Annotated in this window: 21 protein-coding genes and 1 pseudogene; 9 read left to right on the top strand and 13 right to left on the bottom strand. The window is 39.5% G+C overall.

Annotated elements, in window-relative coordinates; translation table 11 throughout:
* Positions 1-179 precede the first annotated feature (179 nt).
* A complete protein-coding gene (gene cysK, locus P3J6_RS01335; protein WP_138609305.1) occupies positions 180-1148 on the top strand; it encodes a cysteine synthase A in 969 nt (322 codons plus the stop codon).
* 145 nt (positions 1149-1293) lie between these two features.
* Entirely contained in the window at positions 1294-1743 is a 450-nt protein-coding gene (locus P3J6_RS01330) for a hypothetical protein (RefSeq protein ID WP_138609303.1), read from the top strand.
* A gap of 84 nt (positions 1744-1827) precedes the next feature.
* Here P3J6_RS01330 and P3J6_RS01325 read toward each other — a convergent pair whose 3' ends face one another.
* From P3J6_RS01325 to P3J6_RS01290, 8 genes are all read right to left on the bottom strand, one after another.
* Positions 1828-4104 carry an acyl-CoA dehydrogenase gene (locus P3J6_RS01325; RefSeq protein WP_198522043.1) on the bottom strand — a complete coding sequence of 759 codons (2277 nt, stop codon included), beginning with the start codon at positions 4102-4104 and terminating at the stop codon, positions 1828-1830.
* A 224-nt stretch (positions 4105-4328) separates the two neighbouring features.
* The gene (locus tag P3J6_RS01320) at positions 4329-5117 is read right to left on the bottom strand and encodes a putative porin (RefSeq protein ID WP_076920444.1); all 789 of its coding nucleotides are present in this window, start codon (positions 5115-5117) and stop codon (positions 4329-4331) included.
* A gap of 208 nt (positions 5118-5325) precedes the next feature.
* The gene (locus P3J6_RS01315; RefSeq protein ID WP_036983105.1) at positions 5326-5700 is read right to left on the bottom strand and encodes a PH domain-containing protein; all 375 of its coding nucleotides are present in this window, start codon (positions 5698-5700) and stop codon (positions 5326-5328) included.
* Positions 5700-6608, bottom strand: coding sequence for an ABC transporter ATP-binding protein (locus P3J6_RS01310; protein ID WP_178955643.1), 909 nt, complete (start codon positions 6606-6608; stop codon positions 5700-5702). Before P3J6_RS01310 ends, P3J6_RS01315 begins: the two co-directional genes overlap by 1 nt.
* The gene (locus tag P3J6_RS01305) at positions 6605-7432 is read right to left on the bottom strand and encodes an ABC transporter permease (RefSeq protein ID WP_138609296.1); all 828 of its coding nucleotides are present in this window, start codon (positions 7430-7432) and stop codon (positions 6605-6607) included. The genes P3J6_RS01310 and P3J6_RS01305 overlap by 4 nt, the downstream gene beginning before the upstream one ends.
* A 143-nt stretch (positions 7433-7575) precedes the next feature.
* A complete protein-coding gene (locus P3J6_RS01300) occupies positions 7576-8754 on the bottom strand; it encodes a cystathionine beta-lyase (RefSeq protein WP_198522042.1) in 1179 nt (392 codons plus the stop codon).
* A 3-nt stretch (positions 8755-8757) separates the two neighbouring features.
* Complete coding sequence (gene nudC, locus P3J6_RS01295; protein WP_131690793.1) at positions 8758-9684, bottom strand: NAD(+) diphosphatase; 927 nt, start codon at positions 9682-9684, stop codon at positions 8758-8760.
* Positions 9685-9869: 185 nt separating this feature from the next.
* Positions 9870-10364, bottom strand: a complete 495-nt coding sequence (locus P3J6_RS01290) for a LabA-like NYN domain-containing protein (protein WP_010391464.1) — start codon at positions 10362-10364, stop codon at positions 9870-9872.
* 139 nt (positions 10365-10503) lie between these two features.
* Between P3J6_RS01290 and P3J6_RS01285 the strand changes: the two genes are divergently transcribed.
* Both P3J6_RS01285 and P3J6_RS01280 read left to right on the top strand, forming a co-directional pair.
* Entirely contained in the window at positions 10504-11127 is a 624-nt protein-coding gene (locus tag P3J6_RS01285; protein WP_054202184.1) for a hypothetical protein, read from the top strand.
* Positions 11127-11870: a DUF3307 domain-containing protein gene (locus P3J6_RS01280; RefSeq protein ID WP_138609287.1), complete on the top strand. Its 744-nt coding sequence runs from the start codon at positions 11127-11129 to the stop codon at positions 11868-11870. The genes P3J6_RS01285 and P3J6_RS01280 overlap by 1 nt, the downstream gene beginning before the upstream one ends.
* A gap of 79 nt (positions 11871-11949) precedes the next feature.
* On the opposite strand, the gene P3J6_RS01275 is transcribed toward P3J6_RS01280, so the two are convergent.
* Positions 11950-13347 carry a DEAD/DEAH box helicase gene (locus P3J6_RS01275; RefSeq protein ID WP_198522041.1) on the bottom strand — a complete coding sequence of 466 codons (1398 nt, stop codon included), beginning with the start codon at positions 13345-13347 and terminating at the stop codon, positions 11950-11952.
* A 171-nt stretch (positions 13348-13518) separates the two neighbouring features.
* Positions 13519-14358: an isopenicillin N synthase family dioxygenase gene (locus P3J6_RS01270; protein WP_008111615.1), complete on the bottom strand. Its 840-nt coding sequence runs from the start codon at positions 14356-14358 to the stop codon at positions 13519-13521.
* A gap of 310 nt (positions 14359-14668) precedes the next feature.
* Between P3J6_RS01270 and P3J6_RS01265 the strand changes: the two are divergent.
* From P3J6_RS01265 to P3J6_RS01255, 3 genes and pseudogenes are all read left to right on the top strand, one after another.
* Positions 14669-15427: pseudogene (locus P3J6_RS01265) on the top strand (alpha/beta hydrolase family protein); the annotation flags it as partial.
* 775 nt (positions 15428-16202) lie between these two features.
* Complete coding sequence (locus tag P3J6_RS01260; protein ID WP_198522040.1) at positions 16203-16775, top strand: hypothetical protein; 573 nt, start codon at positions 16203-16205, stop codon at positions 16773-16775.
* 113 nt (positions 16776-16888) lie between these two features.
* A complete protein-coding gene (locus P3J6_RS01255) occupies positions 16889-17461 on the top strand; it encodes a hypothetical protein (protein WP_198522039.1) in 573 nt (190 codons plus the stop codon).
* A 105-nt stretch (positions 17462-17566) separates the two neighbouring features.
* Here the strand turns inward: P3J6_RS01255 and P3J6_RS01250 are convergent, their stop codons facing one another.
* Entirely contained in the window at positions 17567-18313 is a 747-nt protein-coding gene (locus P3J6_RS01250) for an alpha/beta hydrolase (RefSeq protein WP_198522038.1), read from the bottom strand.
* Positions 18314-18442: 129 nt separating this feature from the next.
* On the opposite strand from P3J6_RS01250, the gene P3J6_RS01245 reads away from it, so the two are divergent.
* Positions 18443-18766 (top strand): hypothetical protein, encoded by a 324-nt coding sequence (locus P3J6_RS01245; protein ID WP_008111621.1) that lies wholly within the window; start codon positions 18443-18445, stop codon positions 18764-18766.
* A gap of 39 nt (positions 18767-18805) precedes the next feature.
* On the opposite strand, the gene P3J6_RS01240 is transcribed toward P3J6_RS01245, so the two are convergent.
* Together P3J6_RS01240 and aspS are read right to left on the bottom strand one after the other, a co-directional pair.
* A complete protein-coding gene (locus P3J6_RS01240) occupies positions 18806-19405 on the bottom strand; it encodes a pentapeptide repeat-containing protein (RefSeq protein WP_198522037.1) in 600 nt (199 codons plus the stop codon).
* 91 nt (positions 19406-19496) lie between these two features.
* Positions 19497-21275: an aspartate--tRNA ligase gene (gene aspS, locus P3J6_RS01235; RefSeq protein WP_013464572.1), complete on the bottom strand. Its 1779-nt coding sequence runs from the start codon at positions 21273-21275 to the stop codon at positions 19497-19499.
* Positions 21276-21512: 237 nt separating this feature from the next.
* Between aspS and P3J6_RS01230 the strand changes: the two genes are divergently transcribed.
* The gene (locus tag P3J6_RS01230; RefSeq protein ID WP_198522036.1) at positions 21513-22361 is read left to right on the top strand and encodes a DUF72 domain-containing protein; all 849 of its coding nucleotides are present in this window, start codon (positions 21513-21515) and stop codon (positions 22359-22361) included.
* Positions 22362-22377 lie beyond the last annotated feature (16 nt).

Here is a 22377-nt window from a genome sequence, read left to right as displayed (position 1 = left end):
CCTTTTTAATAACTAAAAAATTAACAGATTGAGTTTTTAGTTCAATCCGTTATAAGCGTAATTAATATATGTTATAGCCAAAGCTTACTTTAACTTTTTTTATCTCACAGTAAAGTAGGCTTATAAAGTTAATAGAGCAGCTGTTAACGTGTTGATCAGATTGTACCTAAAGGAACATTATGTCTACTATTTTTGAAGATAACTCACTAAGCATCGGTAACACACCGTTGGTAAAACTTAACCGTGTTACAGGTGGGAATGTATACGCTAAAGTTGAATCACGCAATCCTAGCTTTAGTATCAAATGCCGTATTGGTGCATCAATGATTTGGGAAGCTGAAAAATCAGGTCAACTTACCAAAGATAAAGAGCTTATAGAGCCAACATCAGGTAATACGGGTATTGCATTGGCATTTGTTGCTGCTTCTCGCGGCTACAAACTAACGCTTACAATGCCAAACACCATGAGCTTAGAACGTCGTAAACTATTAAAGGCACTGGGTGCTAATCTAGTACTCACAGATGGCGCTAAGGGTATGAATGGCGCTATTGCTAAAGCCAAAGAAATTCAGTCAGCAGACCCAGATAAGTTTATTTTGCTACAACAGTTCGAAAACCCGGCAAACCCAAAAATTCACTTTGAAACAACGGGTCCGGAAATCTTTAATGCACTCGATGGCGAAATCGATTTCTTTGTTGCAGGTGTTGGTACTGGCGGTACGATTACAGGCGTAAGTCGTTATCTTAAAAAAGAACAAGGCTTAAATGTAAAATCAATAGCTGTAGAGCCAAGCCATTCGCCAGTTATTAGCCAAACACTTGCTGGTGAAGAAGTAAAACCAGGGCCACATAAGATACAAGGCATTGGCGCGGGCTTTATTCCTGGGAATTTAGACTTATCAATTATTGATGGCGTAGAGCAAGTGTCTAATGAAGAATGTATCGCAATGTGTCATGAGCTAATGAAAAAAGAAGGGATCTTAGTCGGTATTTCTTCGGGTGCAGCTGTGGTTGCAGCAAAACGAATTGCTGAACGTCCTGAAAACGCAGATAAAAATATTGTGGTTATTTTACCAAGCGCTACAGAACGCTACTTATCAAGCCCAATGTTTGATGAAGAGTTTTCTGAGCAAGAGCTTGTTCAGTAATCGAACGACCTTATTAAAAAAGGATGTTTTTTAACATCCTTTTTTATTGCTTTTTTAATAAGTTGGCAACTATTCGGTGCTATCCTCTTTACTTCTTCTCCATTCCATCACACACTTTATGTATGAGTAATCAACCTGACCAAATATGAAAACAATTTTAACTTCTTTTGTGCTCATTTTTAGTATTTTGATCGTCGGCTGTAATGAAAATACTAAACCTAAAGAACAGTACATCGACAACGATCGTCCAGGCGATACCGCCACGGTGTATTTTGATGCACTTTATAATCAGCATAATTTGCAAAAAGCCAGTAATTTTGCAACACCTAAACTAGCTCGTATAATGAAGTCATACGGCACAGCAAAACAATTTGCCCGTAGTCTTATTAATTTACAGTACGATGAAGTAGTGATTGAAATTGATATGTCAAATTCAAGCCTTCGAGAACAATACGGCAATCAGGCTAAAATAAATATTGTATTTACTGGTTATTTTAACGGTAAAAAAATTGATGATTTTCGCAGCATCGAAATGCTAAAAATAAAAGGTAAGTGGTACGTAGATAAAATCATCGCCGATCCCTACGGACGCTGATCAGCGTTTAATCTCATAAATATATAAATACACTAAAAAGCCTTAAATTATAAATTTAAGGCTTTTTAGTGTTTGAGTAGAATGTTAGATGTCTTCAGGTTTAAAGTTATCTACCGCAATAGCCTGCATTCGTAATTTGTTAGCATGATGCATAGCTTCAGCATCTAACTTAGTAACTAACTCATGCTCAAGAGCGTAATCAATAGCTTGTCCAATACCAAAAGATGCAGGTACCTTACCTTTTCGTTGCCACTGTTTTAACTGTTTAAATTGATTTTGCATATCGTGCATCGCTAAAAAAGCATTTTCCATCACCCCTGTGCCTGCATTCTCATCGACGTAACACAAATGTGTAAGTCTATTTCTGAACACGCCTGGTTGCGTCATATGCTCACAAATACGTTGTGAAGTGGTATCACTTGGTTTGTGATAATGATTGCCTAACGGAAACACAATGCGTTTAAGAGCAAAGTTAACCACCGGGTTAGAGAAGTTTTTAAAGAAACCATCAAATGCTTGGCCTATCTCATACAATGATGCCTCTATTGCATACTTAACGAAAGGCAAATCAGCTTGCTGACGCCCTTCATCTTCAAAACGTTTTAACACGGTAGAAGCAATATACAAATGACTTAATACATCGCCTAAACGTGCCGATATCATTTCTTTGCGTTTAAGTTCACCACCTAACATCAACATTGCAACATCTGTTGTAAACGCAAGTCCTCGGCTCATTCTCCCTAATTGTTTATAGTAAGCTGCGGTTTCTCCGCATACAGGTGCTTTGGCAAAATGGCTGCGAGTTAAGCCATGTATTAAAGCCATACTTGCATTGCTGATGGCAAATACAATGTGGTTCATCAATAGACCATCAAATTGCTCTAGTGCGGCGTCATCATCTTCCATTGCTGCCGCTTCCATTTCTTTTAATACAAACGGATGGCAACGAGTAGCACCTTGGCCAAATATCATTAAATTACGGGTAAGAATATTAGCACCCTCAACCGTAATCGAAACTGGAATACCCATATAGCCATGTGCTAAATAGTTATTAGGCCCAACCTGAATCCCTTTACCTGCATGAATGTCCATCGCATCATTCATAACCGTTCGACCCATTTCGGTCATATGGTATTTTGCAATAGCAGTCACTACCGATGGGCTTAGTTTTAAATCAATAGCGCCAGCTGTCATTAACCTGCACGATTCCAGCGCGTAAGTTAAACCACCAATACGTGCTAACCCTTCTTGAACCCCTTCAAATTGACCAATTGACACACCAAATTGTTGGCGAACAACAGAGTAAGCCGAAGTCATTTTAGCCGCTAAATGCCCTGTTGCAGTACTTAATGCCGGTAACGAAATACCACGCCCTGCACTTAAACACTCAACCAACATGCGCCAACCGCGCCCAGCACCTTGCTGACCACCTATAATCCAATCAAGCGGAATAAATACATCTTCACCATACGTTGTGCCATTCATAAACGCCATATTTAGGGGGTAATGCCGCTCGCCGGTTTTAACACCTGGGTGATCGGTTGGAATGAGTGCACACGTAATGCCAAGCTCTTTTTCATCGCCTAACAACCCATCTGGATCGTACATTTTAAATGCAAGCCCTAACACAGTCGCAACTGGCGCAAGTGTGATATAGCGTTTTGACCAATTTAAACGCAGCCCCAACACTTCCTTACCATCATGCTCGCCTTTGCACACCACACCAGAATCAGGAATACTGCCAGCATCTGAGCCAGCCTCAGGGCCCGTTAATGCAAAACAAGGCACATCGTCGCCTTTTGTAAGGCTAGGTAGCCAGCGCTCTTGTTGCTCAGTTGTTCCGTAGTGCAGTAATAACTCACCAGGACCTAAGCTATTGGGTACCATGACCGTCACGGCGGCTGTTAAGCTTTTAGTCGCAATTTTTGACACTATGGTGGAATTAGCAATAGCAGAGAATTCAAGACCGCCAAATTTTTCTGGGATGATCATTGCAAAAAACCCTTCGGTTTTTAAAAAGTCCCAAACCTCTTTGGGTAAGTCTTTATCTTTTTGTACTATTTTATAGTCATCAAGCATAGCTAATAAAGTTTCAACTTGATTATCTATAAATGCAGTTTCTTTTTCACTTAACTGTGGACGCGGATAGTTGTGTAATTTTTGCCAATCAGGATCACCACTAAATAGCTCGCCATCCCACCAAACATCGCCCGCTTCCATGGCTTCTCGCTCTGTTTGCGATAATGGCGGTAATACTTTTTTAAACATTTTAAAAGTAGGTCGGGTAATTAAGTTAAGGCGGATATCTTTAATCGCAAATACCACGATCACCACAACCAGTAATATAAAAAATACTGACATAAACACATTCCTTTACAGTTATAAAAACATTGATTTAATTATGACCGATCTTAATTTAAATACAATGGGGTGTCAGAGGGGCCCACGAAATGCTGAGCCGATTCCGTTACAATTAAAATATAGCTATTAGTAGAGTTACATATTTATTACACACAGCAAAAAGCCCACAAAATGTGGGCTTTTTACTACTTAACTGGTTTTAATTTATGCGATTAAACGCTCAATTAAAACTGAAAACGCATGTTAGCAAAGTAAGCATCGTAATCTGAATCATCTGCGTTGTTGCCGTAACCCACTTTTAAACCAATGTTTTTATTGATGAAGTGTTGAGCACCAAAGCTGTAGTTGTCTTCTTTATCGTAAGATGCAAATACAGAAGTCGCTTTAGAGAAGTAGTAGTTTGTTTCTACGTTCCATTGGTCATCTGCTTCGTCAAGGCTTACAAATGTACCTTCTACTGTTAAGTAGTTACCTTGCTGTAAATCAACAAAGTATTTAGCAGCTACTGAACGAGAATCAAAATCATCGTCTGATTCAACAGTGATACCTACGTAATCTGTATCGTTTAGCATGTGGTTGTATGCTAAAGAAAAGAATGTAACGTTATCACCATCTTTTTGATCAACAAATCTTACTTTTGCAAGTAAATCTGGGTTAAAGAAATAACCAGCAGAAAGTGTATATAACTCGTTGTTAGAGTTGTAATCAGCATTTTGGTAAGACGCACCAACCACAAAATCTTCAACGAAGTATTCACCACCAATAGCAGTCACATCGCCAAAATCGTCATCAGCGTAGCTACCAAATACGTTGCTTTGCTTGTTGATGTATTCGAATTGGTCGTATGGACCTAGTGTGCTTTTAGGAGAGAAGTAGTAAGTTGAGTCCACGCTGATCGTATCGTTGTTATCAATCTCTGCGTAGCTTAAGTTACTGATTGATTGATAGCTATCTGCAGCGTGTGCAGCACTTGATAATAAAAGACCTGAAATAATAATTGCTAACTTTTTCATAATGAAACATCCCTATGTACATTGTTTTTGTACTTTAACTACATTGCTAAAGTGGGGGTATGCTAACGCCGCGAAACTGAACGAAAACTGAATCAAGCAATTGTATTTGTTAGAGAATTTGTAAGAAAGTGTTGGAGGAATTTATGTTAAAGTAATCGCAACAAGCTGTAAACAATTACTTTAATTTTACACCGCTTTTTGTTTGTTTCTATAATGAATACTGGCTGATTATTCGATAAACATCATTTATGTTATCACCAGCTTTAAAGTCCTTGCTGATAGGCGTTGGATCAGATCCAACCCAAATTTTCAGCTCTGCATCTAAATCAAAGTGCCCCGCACTTTCTTTGCTGAACTTAGTTATCTTAGAGTAAGCAATACTGATCATTTCCATTTTAGAACCAGTCACGCCTTGTTTATCTAATAAAATTAGCCGCTTATTTGTAAAGATAAACATATCACGAACTACTTTATACGCCTTTTCAACTCGCTCACCCTCGATAAGTGTATTGGCCAATACCTTCTCTAAGTCGGCATCATCCACCTCACTGGCGTTCCCCATTAAACCACTAAATAATCCCATTATAGTTTCTCCTGTTTAAATATTTGATTTTCTAGAGTATGACCATTTACTAACTGCCTGTACTGCCAATTATGTTGGCGACAAGATTGCAATAGCGCTATGTCAAGTGACTCGCTCGTTGGTTGATACTCAATCACATACTCTTTATGTTGGCTCATATAAACACGGCTTACACCATCAAGTGCTTGGAGTTGTTGCTCCACATTTTGATATGCTTCACTGAGCATTAAAGTGTAAAAATGCTTATCGGTATTCGCCGCTTTAGTTTGGTGCTCGCTTAATATACCTTTATCTAAATGTAGTACTTGAGAACATAATCGTTCGAGTTCAGTTAAATCATGAGAGCTTAAAATAAACGTTGCTTGAGACGATAGCTCAGACACCAGCTCCCTGACTTCTCTGGCATGAATCGGATCAAGTCCTGCTGTGGCCTCATCTAACATCACAATTTGCGGTGAACCAATTAATGCTTGTGCTATGGTTACGCGCTTGCGCATACCGTGAGATAAGTCCCCTGCGCGGTTTTTTGCAACCTCGCTAAGACCCACTAAATCTAATACTCGAAGTGCCTCTATTTGGCTTTGCTTGGTGCTCATACCTTGTAGCTTGGCATAAAAGCTAAGTTGTTTATCTATATTAAAACGCGGATCTAGCTGTGCATCTTGTGGTAACGCACTCACTTTATTAAATAAAGCCGCGCTACCTGGTTTATGGCCGAGTATTTCAAGCTCACCCATGCTAGGTGCGATATAGCCACACAACAAACTAAATAAAGTGGTTTTCCCTGCGCCATTAGGGCCAACTAATGCAACTGGCGCGCCTTTTTGAATCTCAAAATTCACATTATCAAGAGCCAGTTTTGAGCCATATGATTTACTTAAATTACGCCCTGTTATTAATGATTTCATAATGAGCTCCTTGCAAAAATACGTTGAGCAACTGCAAGTAACACCGCTGTTTGCACAAGTGGAATAGCTAATGCGCTCAATAACGGTAAGTTTTGTCCCGCTAATAGCTCTATTTGCACACCGGGGAATAAATAATCAAGCACACTTAATGCGGGTAGTTGCCACTCCAGTAATCCAACAATAATGCCACCGGCTGTAAAATATAAAATAGCTAATACAATTGCCAGACGAGAGGAACTCGCAAAAGTATTAATTAAGCTCATTAAGGCTACAAACGGCGAAAAAGTAACTATGAGTATTAAAAATATTGAAACAGCACGACCAAGGCCACCAGCAAGTAAGCTCGGCTCGCGAAACCCGAGCACCGCCAATGTCGCTATAAGCGTGATGCCAACTAAACAGGTTAGTACCGCTAACTGTCCTAAAAATCGACCAAAGAGTATTTCAAAGCGCGTTGAGCGTAATGATAAAAACCTTAGCGTACCGCGCTCTCTGTCACCGACGGTTTGATCACTACAAATAAATAAGCTAAAAACAGGAAAACTATACAAAGCAATAAGCCAATACATAGCAAATTCGGCTTCAGGCCAATCAAGTAACTTACTTAATCCAATAGAGCCGGAAATATCACGGGCTATTTGTTCAAAATCTGGCGAGCTGATTATACCTACAGCTTGGCCTATGGGGTAACGTAAAATAACAAGCCACACTAGCGCAAAAGCCGCCAGTGCAATAAGTCCTCGTTTAGTTAAAAACATACGTACCAGCTCAAAACCCGCGATTTGGGTTAAGCGCCCTACGTTAATAGGTGATGGTGTTGCCATTGACTATCCTTAATGACGTTGTTCATACTTTAAAATAAGCGTTATTTAACAACACTAAGTGTAAACACGTTGAATTGCTAGCAAAAAAAAGCCTACTCAGAGGTAGGCTTTGTAACAAATAATGTAATTTAACCAATTAATAATTATAAATGTTGCTCATAAATAACTAATGCTTGCTGTAAGTCGGCAATTAAATCTTCAACATCTTCCAAACCAATATGCAAACGAATAACAGGTCCATGCTCCCACCCTGTTTGCGAGCGCAGCCCTTTCATTGATAAGTTTGCCGTTACTAAGCTCTCGAAGCCCCCCCACGAAAAGCCCATTTTGAAATGTTGTAAGCTATCTAAAAAAGCATCTATGGCGTGTTGATTACCCGCTTTCATTACAAACGAAAATAAACCATTACTACCGTCAAAATCGCGTTTAAAAAATTCATGGCCTGGGCATGTTGTAAACGCAGGATGGCGAATATGATCAACCAACGCATGTTGCTCAAGCCATTTTGCTACTTCTAGCGCGGCTTTTTCATGCTGATTTAATCGCACTGCCATGGTACGCAAGCCTCGTAGTGCTAAATACGCATCATCTGCACTGGTGCATTGCCCGAGTAAATAAGAGTGTTCACGAAGTGTTGGCCAATACTTTTTATTAGCTACAGCAACCCCCATCATCACATCAGAGTGGCCAACAATATATTTGGTGGCGGCTTGAATACTAATATCAACACCATGTTCAAGCGGACGATAGTGCAAACCATTACCATAGGTGTTATCAAGTACCGTCATTAAATTGTGATCATTTGCTACTTTCACCATGGCAGGTACATCTTGAATTTCCATGGTAATTGAACCCGGAGACTCTAAAAACAACATTTTGGTATTGTCTTGAATGTACTCTTTTATGTCTGCGCCAATCATGGGCGGATAATAGGTCGTACTAATACCCAACCCAGCTAATATCTTGTCGCAAAAATCACGGGTTGGCTCGTAAACAGTGTCCACTATTAAAATATGATCACCGGACTTTAAAAACGATAACAGAGTTTGGCTTATCGCTGCCGCGCCACATGGGTATAACGCACAGCCCTCACCGCCTTCGAGTTCGGTAATTGCCTCTTGCAGAGCAAAATGAGTGGTCGTCCCTCTGCGGCCATAAAACAAGGTTTTGTCGCCACGTGTTTTAGCCGCTTCTTTAAGCTCACTCACAGAATCAAACACAATCGTTGAAGCGCGCTGTATCACTGGATTAACTACGCCATGGGTGTACGCTTTTTTGCGCCCTGATGACACTAATTGGGTATTTTTATTTTTGCTCGACATGATTCATCCTTCTATCTGAGTACGCCAATATTCAATTAAATAACGCGAAATCGAATCAGCTCTAGGTAGCTTTAAATGCTCCCCCTCGTGTTGCCAATCTTTAAATTGCGCAAGTTCTTGGCGAGAAAACCATCGTGCATCTTCAAGTTCATCTTGCTCTGTGCTTATTTCATCACTGCTTGCTGTGGCAATAAAACCAAGCATGATCGATGAAGGAAACGGCCAAGGTTGAGAAGCAATATACTCTGCTTTTTCAACGGTAATGCCCGCTTCCTCTTTTACTTCTCGGATCACGGTTTGTTCAAGGGTTTCACCTGGATCGACAAACCCGGCAAGCGAGGAATACAATCCTTTTGGCCAAGTTGCTTGGCGACCCAATAAGCAGCGTTCAATCCCATCAGAAAATGTTTTAGTTACTACCATAATAACGGCTGGATCGGTACGCGGAAAAGTTTGGTGCATACAGGCTGCGTTGTCGCATAAACGTGAATGCCCCCCTTCAACTAAGTGATTTTTGGTACCACAGCGACCACAAAAACTATGAGTGGCATGCCAGTAACACAACCCACGAGCAAGCGCTGCATTTGAGCCATCTTCAAGTGCTACTTGAGTACCATATTGACGAATATCTGCAAACTTGGCATCACCAACAATCGTTGCTAATAACGACTCTTCGAGTTCAGTTACGTCTAGCGCAAATACGGCATTATCCTGTTTATTTGATCCTAAAAGAATAGCCTGCGTTAAATCTAAATGCGCCACTTGTTGGTAAGCTAAATACACCACCTCAGGGCTACTGTTAGCAAATAAGGTGTGATTGCCTTTAACTAAAAGCCATAAACTGTCTGCTGTTTTTTTTGCGTCTACCCAAGTAGGATCTTTGCGCGCATTTGAGCCTCTGTCTAATGGCATATTACTGTAGTTAAGCATGTAATTCCTTGATACTAATTGAATCTTAAAATTACCATACTCATCCACTAAACCCAATTTATTATCGCCATAAAAAAAGCCTAAATTAGGCTTAATTAATCTATGCACCCGTTGTATTAAATACTCTCATGATCAACGCAAACATTCTGCTCAAAAATAAATCAAAAATACAATACTTATACTTTTTAAAGTAGTAGCTGTTTGTCAATTAAATGAAATTGCTCGGCACTTTGCTTAAGTACCTCTGCGGTTAATTTATCAGCACCGTATACATCACACGGAACATTATATTGATTTTTTAAATGCCCAAGTAATAATGCAAAGTCACCGTCACCCGAGAGTAAAATAACTTTATCAAGCTGCTTCCCCTGCTCTAGCATATCTATGGTTATACCCACATCCCAATCGCCTTTGGCACTGCCGTCACGGCGTTGAATAAAGGGTTTTAGTTTTACTTCAAAGCCAATAGCGCGCAAAATATTTTGAAACTGATTTTGCTTTTCATCACCTCGGTATATTGCATAGGCGAACGCACATTCTATATCGTATTGTTGCTCCATCATTCGCCAAAAGGCATTGTAATCAAAGTTTTTACCGTAGCTTTCGCGACAGGTGTAATAAATATTTTGTACATCGACAAAAATACCTACACGAGGTTTACTGCTTTGTTGTGAGGTCATTATTATGTCCCAATGAGTAATACTTGCAATTGCGTGTTAAGTAACCTAAATTAGTTACCAAACCCAATGTAACCAAATACGGTTACATTTAACAATGTAACCAAATTTAGTTACATATAAATAATCTATTTGGATTTTTATGATTGGTGTGATCAGCGGCGATATTATTAAATCGCAAAAAATACCTAAACAACAATACGATGCCATGCTTTACCAGCTAGAGCAAAGTTTACGTGCAAATTGCAATAAAACAACATCTTGGGATATTTACCGCGGGGATGCATTTCAACTGCAACTCGATAAAAGTGAACAGTTAGTTACCACCGCTATTCTTATTTATCTACAGTTAAAATCTGCCGGTTATGAATTGCGCCAAAGTATGGCGTTGGGGCACATAGATAACCCTAGTACGAGTATAAAAACTGCTACAGGCTCTGCGTTTACTCTCTCTGGTCATGAGCTAGATAAAATGACAAATCAGCGTTTTACATTTGCTATTGCAGATCAATCAGTTGATGAGAGCTTTAAGCTAAACCTAGCGTTTGTCGATGTATTACTGTGTAAAATAACCCAAAAACAAGCAAATGCTTTGTATGTATATTTAACCCATACTAATAACAACCATGCAGCTTTAGCTAAAGAGCTCAACACCAGCCGCGAAAACGTTACTAAGCTGCTTAATCTTGCTAACTATCAGCTGATAGAACGATTTATTTTACATGCACAACAACAGCTTAAAAGCATACAGCAAGGACATGACTAATGGAATTTTCACTATTACTCGTTGCACTGATTATTGGCCACTTACTCGCTGATTTTTATTGGCAACCCATGAGCTGGGTAAACGACAGAAACACCCGTCATTTTAAAGCAAAAAAACTTTACTACCATGTATTGGTTCACGGAATTACCAGTGCAATCGTAGTGGCACTTTGGGAATATAGTTTTGGCTGGCAACAACTAAGCAGCGTATTACTGGCGACCAGCATTGTTATGATCAGTCACTACTTTATTGATATTGCGAAATCGTATTCAAATAAAGGCGTAGTGCCTTTTTTATTAGACCAAATTGCACATATCACTGTCATTATTGCGATAAGTATTTGGCTAACTGACAATCAGCAATTTGCTGACAATGTGATGGCGTTATTGTGCAACGATAAAGTGCTGTGGGTTATAGCTGGTTACCTTATTATTTTAAGTCCCAGTGCGGTATTTATAAGAATGATGTTAGAGCGTTTAACTAATCACTTTTCTAGTGATGGTAGCCTCCCCTTAGCAGGACAAAGTATTGGTATGCTTGAAAGAGTACTTATGCTGACATTTATTTTATTAGATCAGTTTGCAGGGCTTGGGTTTTTAATTGCCGCTAAATCGGTGTTTAGATTTGGCGACTTAAGTGCCAGCAAAGATAAACAACTCACTGAATATGTAATGCTAGGAACGTTACTGAGCGTTAGTGTTACTTTATTTGTAGGATTAGCAGTTAATTATTTAATCGGTTAGTAAAGCTTTAAAATAGGCATTAAAAAACGCGCTACCAGTAAAAGTAAGCGCGTTTTTTATTAAAGCGAACTAAACCTAATTAGTCGTTATTTGCTGGACGACGACGGCGTTGACCACTGCCCCCAACCGATTGACGCTTTGCCCATGGGTTTTGTGCATTATCATCGGTTTTAGCTGCTGGCTTTTTAGAGCCACCACGACGTGGGCCCGTACCATTGCCACCATTGTTAGGCTTTTTGCTATTAGGCTTGCTGCTATCTGATTTAGGCTTATTAAATGGTTGTTTTTTCTTTGGCTTTTTAGCAGGTAACGGGCGTGCATCGAGTGCGCGCTCAGCAACAGGGTTAGCCGGTTCAAAACCTTCTTCTTCAGCACGTGGAATTAGCTCGCCAATAAAGCGCTCAATGCCGTATAAATCTACTGCATCGTCAACCGTTACAAACGAAATAGCATGCCCTGATGCTCCCGCACGACCAGTTCGGCCAATACGGTGAACATAATCTTCATATACATTAGGTAAGTCGTAGTTTACAACATGCGGTAATTCAACAATGTCTAAACCACGTGCAACAATATCGGTTGCCACTAATACGCGCACTTCACCACTTTTAAAGCCCTCTAGTGCTTTAACACGCGCGCCCTGAGATTTATTGCCATGGATTGCCGCACCAACAATATCATCGCGTTCAAGTTGCTTAACTAAACGATTAGCACCGTGTTTAGTACGACTAAATACCAGTACTTGTTGCCAATCGTTGCTACGAATTAAATGGCTTAATAGGGCCGTTTTACGTGCTTTGTCTACTGCGTATACGCTTTGCGTGACACTTTTTGCGGTGGTGTTTTTAGCTGCAACAGAAATTTCAACGGGGTCGTTAATTAACCCTTTTGCCAGCGCGCGAATATCATCCGAAAACGTGGCTGAGAACATTAAGTTTTGACGCTTTTCAGGCATTTTTGCAATCAGGCGCTTAATGTCATGGATAAAGCCCATGTCTAACATACGGTCGGCTTCATCTAAAACCAGTACTTCAACGCTATCAAATTTAACCGCGTTTTGATTGTGTAAATCAATTAAACGCCCTGGTGTGGCCACTAAAATATCAACCCCTTTGCGCAGGCGCTGCATTTGTGGGTTAATTTTAACACCACCGTAAACAACAAACGAACTCACGTTTGAATGCTTAGCGTATTCTTCAACGTTTTCACTCACTTGCAAGGCAAGCTCACGGGTTGGCGTTAAAATAAGCGCACGGACATGATTACTTTTTGCTTTAGTGCCCGACGATAAACGCTCAATCAGTGGCAAAGTAAAACCAGCAGTTTTACCGGTACCAGTTTGCGCTGCAGCCATTACATCGCGACGTGCAATAATTGCTGGGATAGCTTGAGCCTGAATAGGCGTTGGCGTTTCATAGCCCTTTTCTAAAACCGCATTAACTAAAGACTGTGATAAACCTAAACCATCAAAACTCATATAAACTCTCTATTTCAAATTAGGCCAAAGTGGCCAGTTGCGCGCATTATACCTTTAGTAGCTCAGAATGCATGCCATTATTTACTTTGTGCCAAATCAATAAACACAAATACTAAAAAAGCGGCTAAACAGCCGCTTTTTATTTACCTGAGCATTACAAATGCTAAAAGATTATTTTACACCTAACTCACGTAAACGCTCTTGTAAGTAGCTATCTGCTGTGTAGCGATCAGATAACACCACATCTGGACGAGGGTGTAAAAACAATGGTAATGAAATACGTGATTTGGTTGTTGCTTTGCCCGATGGATTAATTACACGGTGAATCGTTGATGGGAAGTAGCCACCCGATGCTTCTTGTAACATGTCACCAATATTAATAATTAGACTACCAAAATCACATGGCACGTCTAACCAACCGCCATCGGTTTTTTGTACTTGTAAGCCTGGCTCATTTGACGCCGGTAATACGGTTAATAAGTTAATATCACCGTGCGCAGCAGCACGAATAGCACCAGGCTCTTCATCACCTGTCATTGGCGGGTAATGTAAAATACGTAACAACGTTTGCTCAGACTGGGCAATCATATCTTTTAAATCAATAGAGAACTTAGCACGCACTTCTTCAGGCGCTTCAGCCTGAACCCAGCTTAATAATGTTGCCGCAAATTCATTAGCTAAACGGTAGTACTCACGCACATCAGCTTCTAATTGTGCAGGAACACGGCCTTTAGGGTAAACATGAAAGTACTCTTTAATGTCTTTTACCGTATGGCCTTTAGCTACTTCTGATACCGACGGTGGAAAATAACCATCTTGCGTTTCTTTTGAAAATAAAAACTCATGCTTTTGCTCTGAGTTAAAAAAGTCTTGCCAATTTTTATAAATAGACTCAACTAAAGATTGCGGAATAGGATGGTTTTTTAATACGCCAAAACCAGTATTTCTCAACGATTCAACAAATTGCGCAGCCGCATCGTCCGCTTTATAATCAACTGTAGGTAATTGCATGGTACATTCCAGTAAGTAGGTTGTTAGAAGCCATTTACTAATTCGCTTAAGCCACAGGTCTACACGAAATTAGTATTACATTCAAATATAGCTTAACTACTTAATTCAAGTAATAAAGGCTGCATTTTTATGCTGTGCGAGGATAGACAAACCCCCTTGAAATTATAAGGACATATGTCCGCACTCAATAAGCAAGCCTTCTCAGCCTTGATCAAGATCAAAATAACGCTTGTATTGAATTTTCACCCCATCGTACCAATCTATTCTTTATCAGCATCACACACTATATCAACTTGTTAAGGCTCTCTACATGCGACAAAAAGTTTCTTTTAAAAGCGGTGAATTAGAACTCGCTGGACAACTTGAACAGCCCTCTGGTGAAGTGAAATTTTATGCCTTATTTGCTCACTGTTTTACCTGCTCTAAAGATGTAGCGGCTGCAACACGAATAAGTCGCGCGCTCACTCAGCAAGGCATTGCTGTATTACGCTTTGATTTTACAGGGCTTGGTAATAGCGATGGTGACTTTGCCAACAGTAACTTTTCATCAAACATTCAAGACTTAGTGGCTGCAGCCAATCACTTAAGAACACACTTTAAAGCACCTCAGTTATTGATAGGCCACAGTTTAGGTGGTGCTGCGGTGCTTGCAGCAGCAGAGCACATACCCGAAGTATCGGCCATTACGACTATAGGTGCGCCATCGGATGCTCAGCACGTTACCCATAATTTTGCTGCTCATTTAGATGAAATAAACCAATCGGGTGAAGCAAAAGTGTGTTTAGCCGGGCGGGAATTTACGATTAAAAAACAATTTATAGATGACATCGCCAAATACGATAACAGCCATATAGGTAAGCTTAAGCGTGCTTTGTTAGTTATGCACTCTCCTATTGATGCTACCGTGAATATTAGTGAAGCCGAAAAAATTTACGCCGCTGCCAAGCATCCAAAAAGCTTTATAAGTTTAGATAATGCCGATCACTTACTCAGTAATAAAGAAGACGCTAACTACGCAGCCGATGTTATTGCTACGTGGGCTAATCGCTATGTTGAATACGATTACTCGAAATAGCCGACAAATGTCCTGTGCATAAACGCTACATAATAGCCCGCTGATGGTTAGTAAATTAGTGGAGTAATAAAAACAAAAAAACGCAGCAAACGCTTCGCTATAGGTCCTGTGTATTTCAATAAAGCTAACTTAACTTGAGGTAAAGCATTAGAGGCTAATTTTTTAATAACTCCATTGCAACTAAATACCGCAATGAAAATAATCTAGAAACTTAAACTTTGAATAAAATATAGAGGGTTGGATAACAAATATATTTTAGTAGACTGTGAAAAATCACATAATCAAGGATAGGTATGAGTGAAAATACTCACTATGCACGCAATAACTTTTCAATTTGCGAAGTTACAAACAAAACAGGTATTGAATTAACTCTTTCTGAGTTAAAAAAATTGAGTTAGCTATGCTAATTACCCCGCAAGCATTAACAACTTTATTAATATATTGCACAATTCTACTAACACAGATAAAAATAAAAAATAGTATCTGTTATGAAACTATACGGCTTCATTAATTCAATTAATTTAGAGGCAACACGAACATTTTTAATTCGCCAAGCGCGCAAAGTAATTAACCTTATTGGTTCTATGTATTTGACCCCACAAAAACTATAAGTGTGCTGAATTTGGCGATGCTACCTATTATAACTGATATGGAATTATAGGGTTTGGCAAAAGTTTTTTAGTGTGGGTACTGATAGAAAAATAGATACTGTTGTTCATGAGTGTAGTCACGTAGACTGGACTTCTGAAAATAAAGTGCGGGCAGCTCAATGAAAACTTTAGTAAATATTATTTTCCTTTTAATTTGTTACTCTACTTTTGCTAACTCTGAAGAAATTATCGAAAGCCCTATTGCTGCATCCTCTTATACATTTTGTCACCTAGATGCTAAATGTATAACTAGCATAAGGTTGACAAATACTTCGCCTTATCAAGTTAAGTTAAGCTCTCTGGCTTTCAATGAACAAGGTATCGACTTAAACTCAATGTTCATATACGAAGTGGATGAATACTTCTCAATAAGAGCAGAGAACCCAGGTGCAAAAGTCCCCGAACAACCAATACAAGGGCGTCGACGTGCTCACAAAAAATTATCTTCTATAGAGTTCGAACCGCTTGAAGTAAAGTTTATTGAACTAAAAGGCATGGAAGAAAGGTTTGCTTTAAACCCTGAAAAGAAATACTTAGTAAGTACAATTACACCGTTCGTCAACTTGTACATTAACGGTAAATTTGCTGATATTATTACCATAAGAACAAAATATTCACTCTTAGCTATTCCTACAGAAGATATGGAAATAAAGGAACGGCCAACAAAACAGTTTGCTACACCAAAAGGGTAATCAGCGCTAGCTTATATACTTTATTTAGCGAGTATGAAATAAGTTATGATGATAGTGACAATAAATCTCACTAAACTCATCATATCTTTTTAAAATGCAGTACGAGCAGCCCAATGAAAAAAATTATTATCACTATAGTTTGTTTAATAAGTTACTCTTCTCTTGTTAAGGCTGAAGAAGTTACAGAAAGCCCTATCGCGACCTCCTCTTTCACTTTTTGTCATATAGATACTAAGTGTACAACGAATATCAGATTAGCTAACACAACACCATATAAAGTTAAGCTAAGCTCTCTCGCTTTTAATAAGCAAGGAATCGATTTAAACTCGATGTATGTATTTGAAGAAGATAGGTATTACGATTTAAAAGAGAATAACTTAGATACAGGTATGTCAGAGCAACCCATACAGGGACGCAGACGCGCCTACAAGCAATTGTCATCATTAGAATTCGAGGCCCTAGAAGTCAAATTTATTGAACTAAAAGGCATAGAAAAGAGGTTTGCATTAGATCCAGGTAAGAGGTATCTGGTGGGGACACTTACCCCATTTGTAAACTTGTACATTAATGGTAAATTTGCCGATATCATCACAATTAGAACAAACTATTCACTTTTAACAATTCCTACAGAAGATATGGAAATAAAGGAACAGCCAATAAAGCAGTTTGCTACGCCCCAAGGGTAACCTGCAATAAATATACATGCTTTGTTTGATCGCACTAAAAATTCTGCGTCAGCTTAAACCTTTATATATCAAGCCAGCATAATGTTGGCTTGAAATATATCTTAGCTAATTATCTAAAAACGCCGCTACCTCTTTGCTCATTTTATCTACCAACCATTTAGGGCCGCCATCGCACATATCGTTGTGACGTGATTTTTCTATCAACGTTTGCGTAACAGGATAAACAGTTAACTCTTTATCGGTTAAAAGCACGTTTGCATCGGCTGGATAATCACTACCGCGCAGTGTGAGCACGCGTGTGTTTTTATTGCGTGGCAATAACATGCGGCGGTGATCGAGCGTAATTAATTGGCTTACTCCACTTGGATAAATAGCTGCATACAAGGCTGAAATATCTCCACCATTTGAGTGGCCAAATAAAGTGAGTTTTGTAAAATCATACTCAGGGTATTTAACACTTAGCTCATTAACTAAAAACTTGAGTGTTACAACACCCCGGTGCCAATTTTCCATACGAGTAGTTAGGTATGGCTGCGCACGATTAAGTGCAGGGTCACTTTTAAGCTCATGCGCTACCGCAATGCTTAAATAACCTTGCGCATTAAATAACTTACTCGCAAAAGTGTATTTATTGTGGCTAATGCCATATCCTGCATTTACAAATACCACTGGGCATTTGACTTGCGCGCTGCACTTAAGGTGGTTAGCTGGTAGGGTAATTTTTACAGGTATAGAGCGATTACGACTTTCATCAATGATTGCATCGTCTTGGGCATAACTTGATGATGCAAATAGCGTAGAGCTTAAAGTCAGTGCACTTAACATTAAACGCTTTTTTATAATTTTTAACATGCATTCCCTTGTATTACTTATACATTTTTAACTAACATTAATTTTTATTATAAAGGTTAGCGCGCGCCTTTGCTAATTTGTGCGATAATAGCGATTATTGTTTTACTATTATCGCAGAAGAATCCATTCATGAAATCATATAGCAGCATTGAACAACGCATCGACATTCTCCAAAGCAGAATTGAAGCCTACCAAGAAGAAATTAAAGTGTTACAAGCCGAGCCGAAAAGTAACAACGAACGGATTATTTTTAAGTTCATTGAAACCGGCAGTACAGGTAAAACCAAAGACTTTGTGAGAGAGCTGGGAATTAAATCGCCGCGTGATAGCTTATATTCATCTGGTGATGTAACCAAACTGATTAAAGATGGCGCTGATGATATTTCGCCTGAGCTACTGAGCATAGCCCGTGCACTTGCTAGCGCGCGCAACAAAAATGGCCCTGCTTGCTAATAGCAAATATAATAACGTATTAGCCGTAAGCTCTTGCGGCTAATCAACCAGCTCGATATCAAGTCCAGCTAATAAATTTAACGCTTCAAGCCGTTCAAACTTTGCATTACTCACATCATTGCTTGTTATATCAATATTAAATTGCGTTGCGCCAACAAAGTTTGCTTTTCTCAAATTAGTTTGATGAAACAGGCTGTCTCTAAAGTCAGTATCCGAGAAGTTGCTTTGAGTTAAGTTAGCGTGCCTAAAATCAACATCTTTGGCAAAACAACTCGTCATTGTTAACGCTTTTAACTGTAATTCAAAAAACGAACTATGGCTCAGCTCACACTGATTAAAACTCACCGGTGACGTTAGCGCTAATTGCGGCCAATTTACTTGCCCCCACACTATGCTATTGAGCTTACAGTTTGCAAAGCTCACCTCTTCTAAGGAGCTGTAATTCCAGTTAAGCTCAGCCAAATTACAGTTAATAAATTCACACTCTATAAACCGACAGGCACTAAACTGGCTGTGACTAAAATCGCACTCAATAAACTGACATTGTTCAAACTCAATATTGCTAAAGCGCTTTGCATTTGCTGTAAAGTTTAAAAATAGCTGATCGAAATAATGACTATCTTTAAATAGCTCACTCATAAATATAAAGCACCTAAATTGGGTTATGCCAAACAAAAAACCCCTTAGGTATTTAGCCTAAGGGGTTTTGATCTAACTAAACACTAGGGTTTCATTCTGCGCTTGGTAATTCTTTCTCAACTACACTAATAGCAAGCTCTGTCAGCGAATCGCTGTTTGCTTTGCTAGGCGCATCGGTTAATAAGCACGATGCCTGTGTTGTTTTAGGGAAAGCAATAACGTCACGAATGTTATCAGTACCACATAGCAACATAACTAAACGGTCTAAACCGAACGCTAAACCAGCATGCGGTGGTGTGCCGTATTTAAGTGCATCAAGTAAGAAACCAAATTTATCTTGCTGCTCTTGCGCTTCAATACCTAAAATTCTAAATGCCGCTTCTTGCATATCTGCATTATGAATACGTACCGAGCCACCGCCCACTTCGTAGCCGTTTAATACCATATCGTAAGCATCTGAAATAGCCGCTGCTGGGTTTGCTTCAAGCTCACTTGCACTAATATCTTTTGGTGCAGTAAATGGATGGTGTACAGCGTGTAATGTGCCTTCGTCATCTTCTTCAAACATTGGGAAGTCTACAACCCAAAGTGGTGCCCAGCTATCTAAATTAGTAATTTCTAAATCAATACCAATTTTTAAACGAAGTGCACCCATGGCTTCATTTACGGTGTTGCGTTTATCCGCACCAAATAAAATGATATCGCCTGTTTGTGCATTAGTACGTTCAAGTAACTGCGTGATCACGTCTTCATTTAAGAATTTAGCGATTGGCGATTGCACGCCCTCAACGCCTGCATCACGGTCATTTACTTTCATCCATGCTAAACCTTTAGCACCGTAAATACCGATAAACTTAGTGTAATCATCTAGTTGCTTACGAGAAAGTGATGCGCCACCTGGTACCGTTAGTACTGCAACACGGCCTTTTTCATCATTTGCTGGGCCTGAGAATACTTTAAATTCTACGTCTTTTACTAAATCGGCTACATCAATTAGCTTCATTGGGTTACGTAAGTCTGGCTTATCAGAACCATATAAGCTCATTGCCTCAGAGTAAGGCATAATTGGGAAATCACCTAAATCAACATTTAGTAATGACTGCCACATTTCACGGATCATTTTCTCTGTCATACCACGTACTTGATCAGAGCTCATGAACGAGGTTTCTAAATCTATTTGAGTAAACTCAGGTTGACGGTCAGCACGTAAGTCTTCATCACGGAAACATTTAACAATTTGGTAGTAACGGTCAAAACCCGACATCATCAACAATTGCTTAAATAACTGTGGTGACTGTGGTAATGCGTAAAAGCTACCTTTATGAACACGACTCGGTACTAAGTAATCGCGAGCACCTTCGGGCGTTGCTTTAGTTAGCACTGGCGTTTCGATATCTAAAAAGCCATTTTCATCTAAAAAGCGACGTACAAAGCTGCTTGCTTTAGCACGTAATTTAATGCGGTCGCTCATTTCTAAACGACGTAAATCTAAGTAACGGTATTTTAAACGACGCTCTTCTGAGTTCACTTGGTTAAAATCAAGTGGCATAGGCTCAGAGCGGTTAATAATAGTTAAACCCGTGCCTAAAATTTCTACTTCGCCGGTTGCCATGTCTTTATTTACTTGGCTATCTGGGCGAGCGCGTACAATCCCTTTTAACTGAACACAAAATTCTTGACGAAGTTTGTTAGCTGTTTCCATTAGTCCTTCAACTTCCGGATCGAATACAACTTGTACTAAACCTTCTCTATCACGTAAATCGACAAAGATAAGTCCGCCAAGGTCACGTCGTTTGTTGATCCAGCCACATAGTTCAACTTCCTGATCTACGTGAGTTTTATTTAGCTGTCCGCAGTATATAGAGCGCATAGTTTTCCTGTCAGATAAAAGGCATATAGCGGTTAAACACTGTTGTTTTAAAAGTTTTTATAAACACCAAAATGAAAATAAAACCGCTAGCAATTCAAAATAATCAAATTAAGCCCTGCATTATACCCAAGTCGGTTGAAGATGCTAGGGCGTGTTTACCTTTCGGGGTTGAATTTACAGCGCACCGTTTTGTTATTTGTTACACTACCGGCACTTTATAACAAGGCTTTTGTTTGTATGCTTTATATTGGATGCCCGCAGTGGTCGAGCAACGCATGGAAAGGAAACTTATTTTCACGCCAGTGTAAAAATGCCGATATGCTTAGCGAATATGCGCAGCATTTTAATTCGGTAGAAGGTAATACTAGCTTTTACGCCGACCCCTCACCTGACACTGTATTACGATGGGCTGCCAGTGTACCTGATGAGTTTAAATTTACCTTTAAATTTCATCGGCGCTTTAGTCACGAACTCCAACTTACTAACGTGCAACATGAGCTAACTAATTGGCTTAATTTATTCGGCCCTCTATTTGAAAAAACAGGGCAAATAATGCTGCAATTACCTAAAGCGTTTGCGCCACAACATATAGCTAAGCTTGCCGCTTTTATAGATTTACTTCCTAAAGAGCTAAACTATGGGGTTGAGGTACGCCACCCTGATTTTTTCAAAAAAGGTGAGGCCGAAATCGCACTTAATCAGCTTTTAATGGCACACAATATAAATCGCATTGCTATGGATACTCGGGCGCTCTTTGCAGTAAAGGCAACCACCGAAGCCCTAATAGACGCACAACAGAAAAAACCGCATTTACCAGTGCACGCTATTGCTACTGGCTCGCAGCCTATGGCGCGCTTTGTTATTGCTGATTTAGAAAACGATTATAAGACCTTTTATCAGCCTTGGCTTAGCAAAGTAAGCCAGTGGCTCGATGAGGGCAAAAGCCCCTATGTGTTTTTTCATACCGCTGATAACCGTGAAGCGCCTTTACTAGCTCGCCAGTTTTGCCAAGATTTGGGGTATAATCACAACGTACTCAATCCATTTAGTGGCGAAAAAGAAGCCCACCAGCAAGCACTTTTTTAAAAATAAATTCAAAATA

The organism is Pseudoalteromonas sp. 3J6 (assembly GCF_903995135.1).
Classification (GTDB): Bacteria; Pseudomonadota; Gammaproteobacteria; order Enterobacterales; family Alteromonadaceae; genus Pseudoalteromonas.
The sequence above is the reverse complement of the archived record's forward strand: the minus strand, read 5'-3'. Positions and strand labels throughout refer to the sequence as shown.

Bases quoted from the DNA above. Each gene is read 5' to 3' on its own strand.
- P3J6_RS01250 (WP_198522038.1), bottom strand. From the start codon at position 18,313: ATGTTAAAAATTATAAAAAAGCGTTTAATGTTAAGTGCACTGACTTTA.
- nudC (WP_131690793.1), bottom strand. From the start codon at position 9,684: ATGCTTAACTACAGTAATATGCCATTAGACAGAGGCTCAAATGCGCGC.
- P3J6_RS01300 (WP_198522042.1), bottom strand. From the start codon at position 8,754: ATGTCGAGCAAAAATAAAAATACCCAATTAGTGTCATCAGGGCGCAAA.
- P3J6_RS01325 (WP_198522043.1), bottom strand. From the start codon at position 4,104: ATGTCAGTATTTTTTATATTACTGGTTGTGGTGATCGTGGTATTTGCG.
- P3J6_RS01245 (WP_008111621.1), top strand. From the start codon at position 18,443: ATGAAATCATATAGCAGCATTGAACAACGCATCGACATTCTCCAAAGC.
- P3J6_RS01260 (WP_198522040.1), top strand. From the start codon at position 16,203: ATGAAAACTTTAGTAAATATTATTTTCCTTTTAATTTGTTACTCTACT.
- aspS (WP_013464572.1), bottom strand. From the start codon at position 21,275: ATGCGCTCTATATACTGCGGACAGCTAAATAAAACTCACGTAGATCAG.
- P3J6_RS01310 (WP_178955643.1), bottom strand. From the start codon at position 6,608: ATGAAATCATTAATAACAGGGCGTAATTTAAGTAAATCATATGGCTCA.
- P3J6_RS01320 (WP_076920444.1), bottom strand. From the start codon at position 5,117: ATGAAAAAGTTAGCAATTATTATTTCAGGTCTTTTATTATCAAGTGCT.
- P3J6_RS01240 (WP_198522037.1), bottom strand. From the start codon at position 19,405: ATGAGTGAGCTATTTAAAGATAGTCATTATTTCGATCAGCTATTTTTA.
- P3J6_RS01270 (WP_008111615.1), bottom strand. From the start codon at position 14,358: ATGCAATTACCTACAGTTGATTATAAAGCGGACGATGCGGCTGCGCAA.
- P3J6_RS01275 (WP_198522041.1), bottom strand. From the start codon at position 13,347: ATGAGTTTTGATGGTTTAGGTTTATCACAGTCTTTAGTTAATGCGGTT.
- P3J6_RS01330 (WP_138609303.1), top strand. From the start codon at position 1,294: ATGAAAACAATTTTAACTTCTTTTGTGCTCATTTTTAGTATTTTGATC.
- P3J6_RS01305 (WP_138609296.1), bottom strand. From the start codon at position 7,432: ATGGCAACACCATCACCTATTAACGTAGGGCGCTTAACCCAAATCGCG.
- P3J6_RS01230 (WP_198522036.1), top strand. From the start codon at position 21,513: ATGCTTTATATTGGATGCCCGCAGTGGTCGAGCAACGCATGGAAAGGA.
- P3J6_RS01255 (WP_198522039.1), top strand. From the start codon at position 16,889: ATGAAAAAAATTATTATCACTATAGTTTGTTTAATAAGTTACTCTTCT.
- P3J6_RS01315 (WP_036983105.1), bottom strand. From the start codon at position 5,700: ATGGGATTATTTAGTGGTTTAATGGGGAACGCCAGTGAGGTGGATGAT.
- cysK (WP_138609305.1), top strand. From the start codon at position 180: ATGTCTACTATTTTTGAAGATAACTCACTAAGCATCGGTAACACACCG.
- P3J6_RS01280 (WP_138609287.1), top strand. From the start codon at position 11,127: ATGGAATTTTCACTATTACTCGTTGCACTGATTATTGGCCACTTACTC.
- P3J6_RS01290 (WP_010391464.1), bottom strand. From the start codon at position 10,364: ATGACCTCACAACAAAGCAGTAAACCTCGTGTAGGTATTTTTGTCGAT.
- P3J6_RS01285 (WP_054202184.1), top strand. From the start codon at position 10,504: ATGATTGGTGTGATCAGCGGCGATATTATTAAATCGCAAAAAATACCT.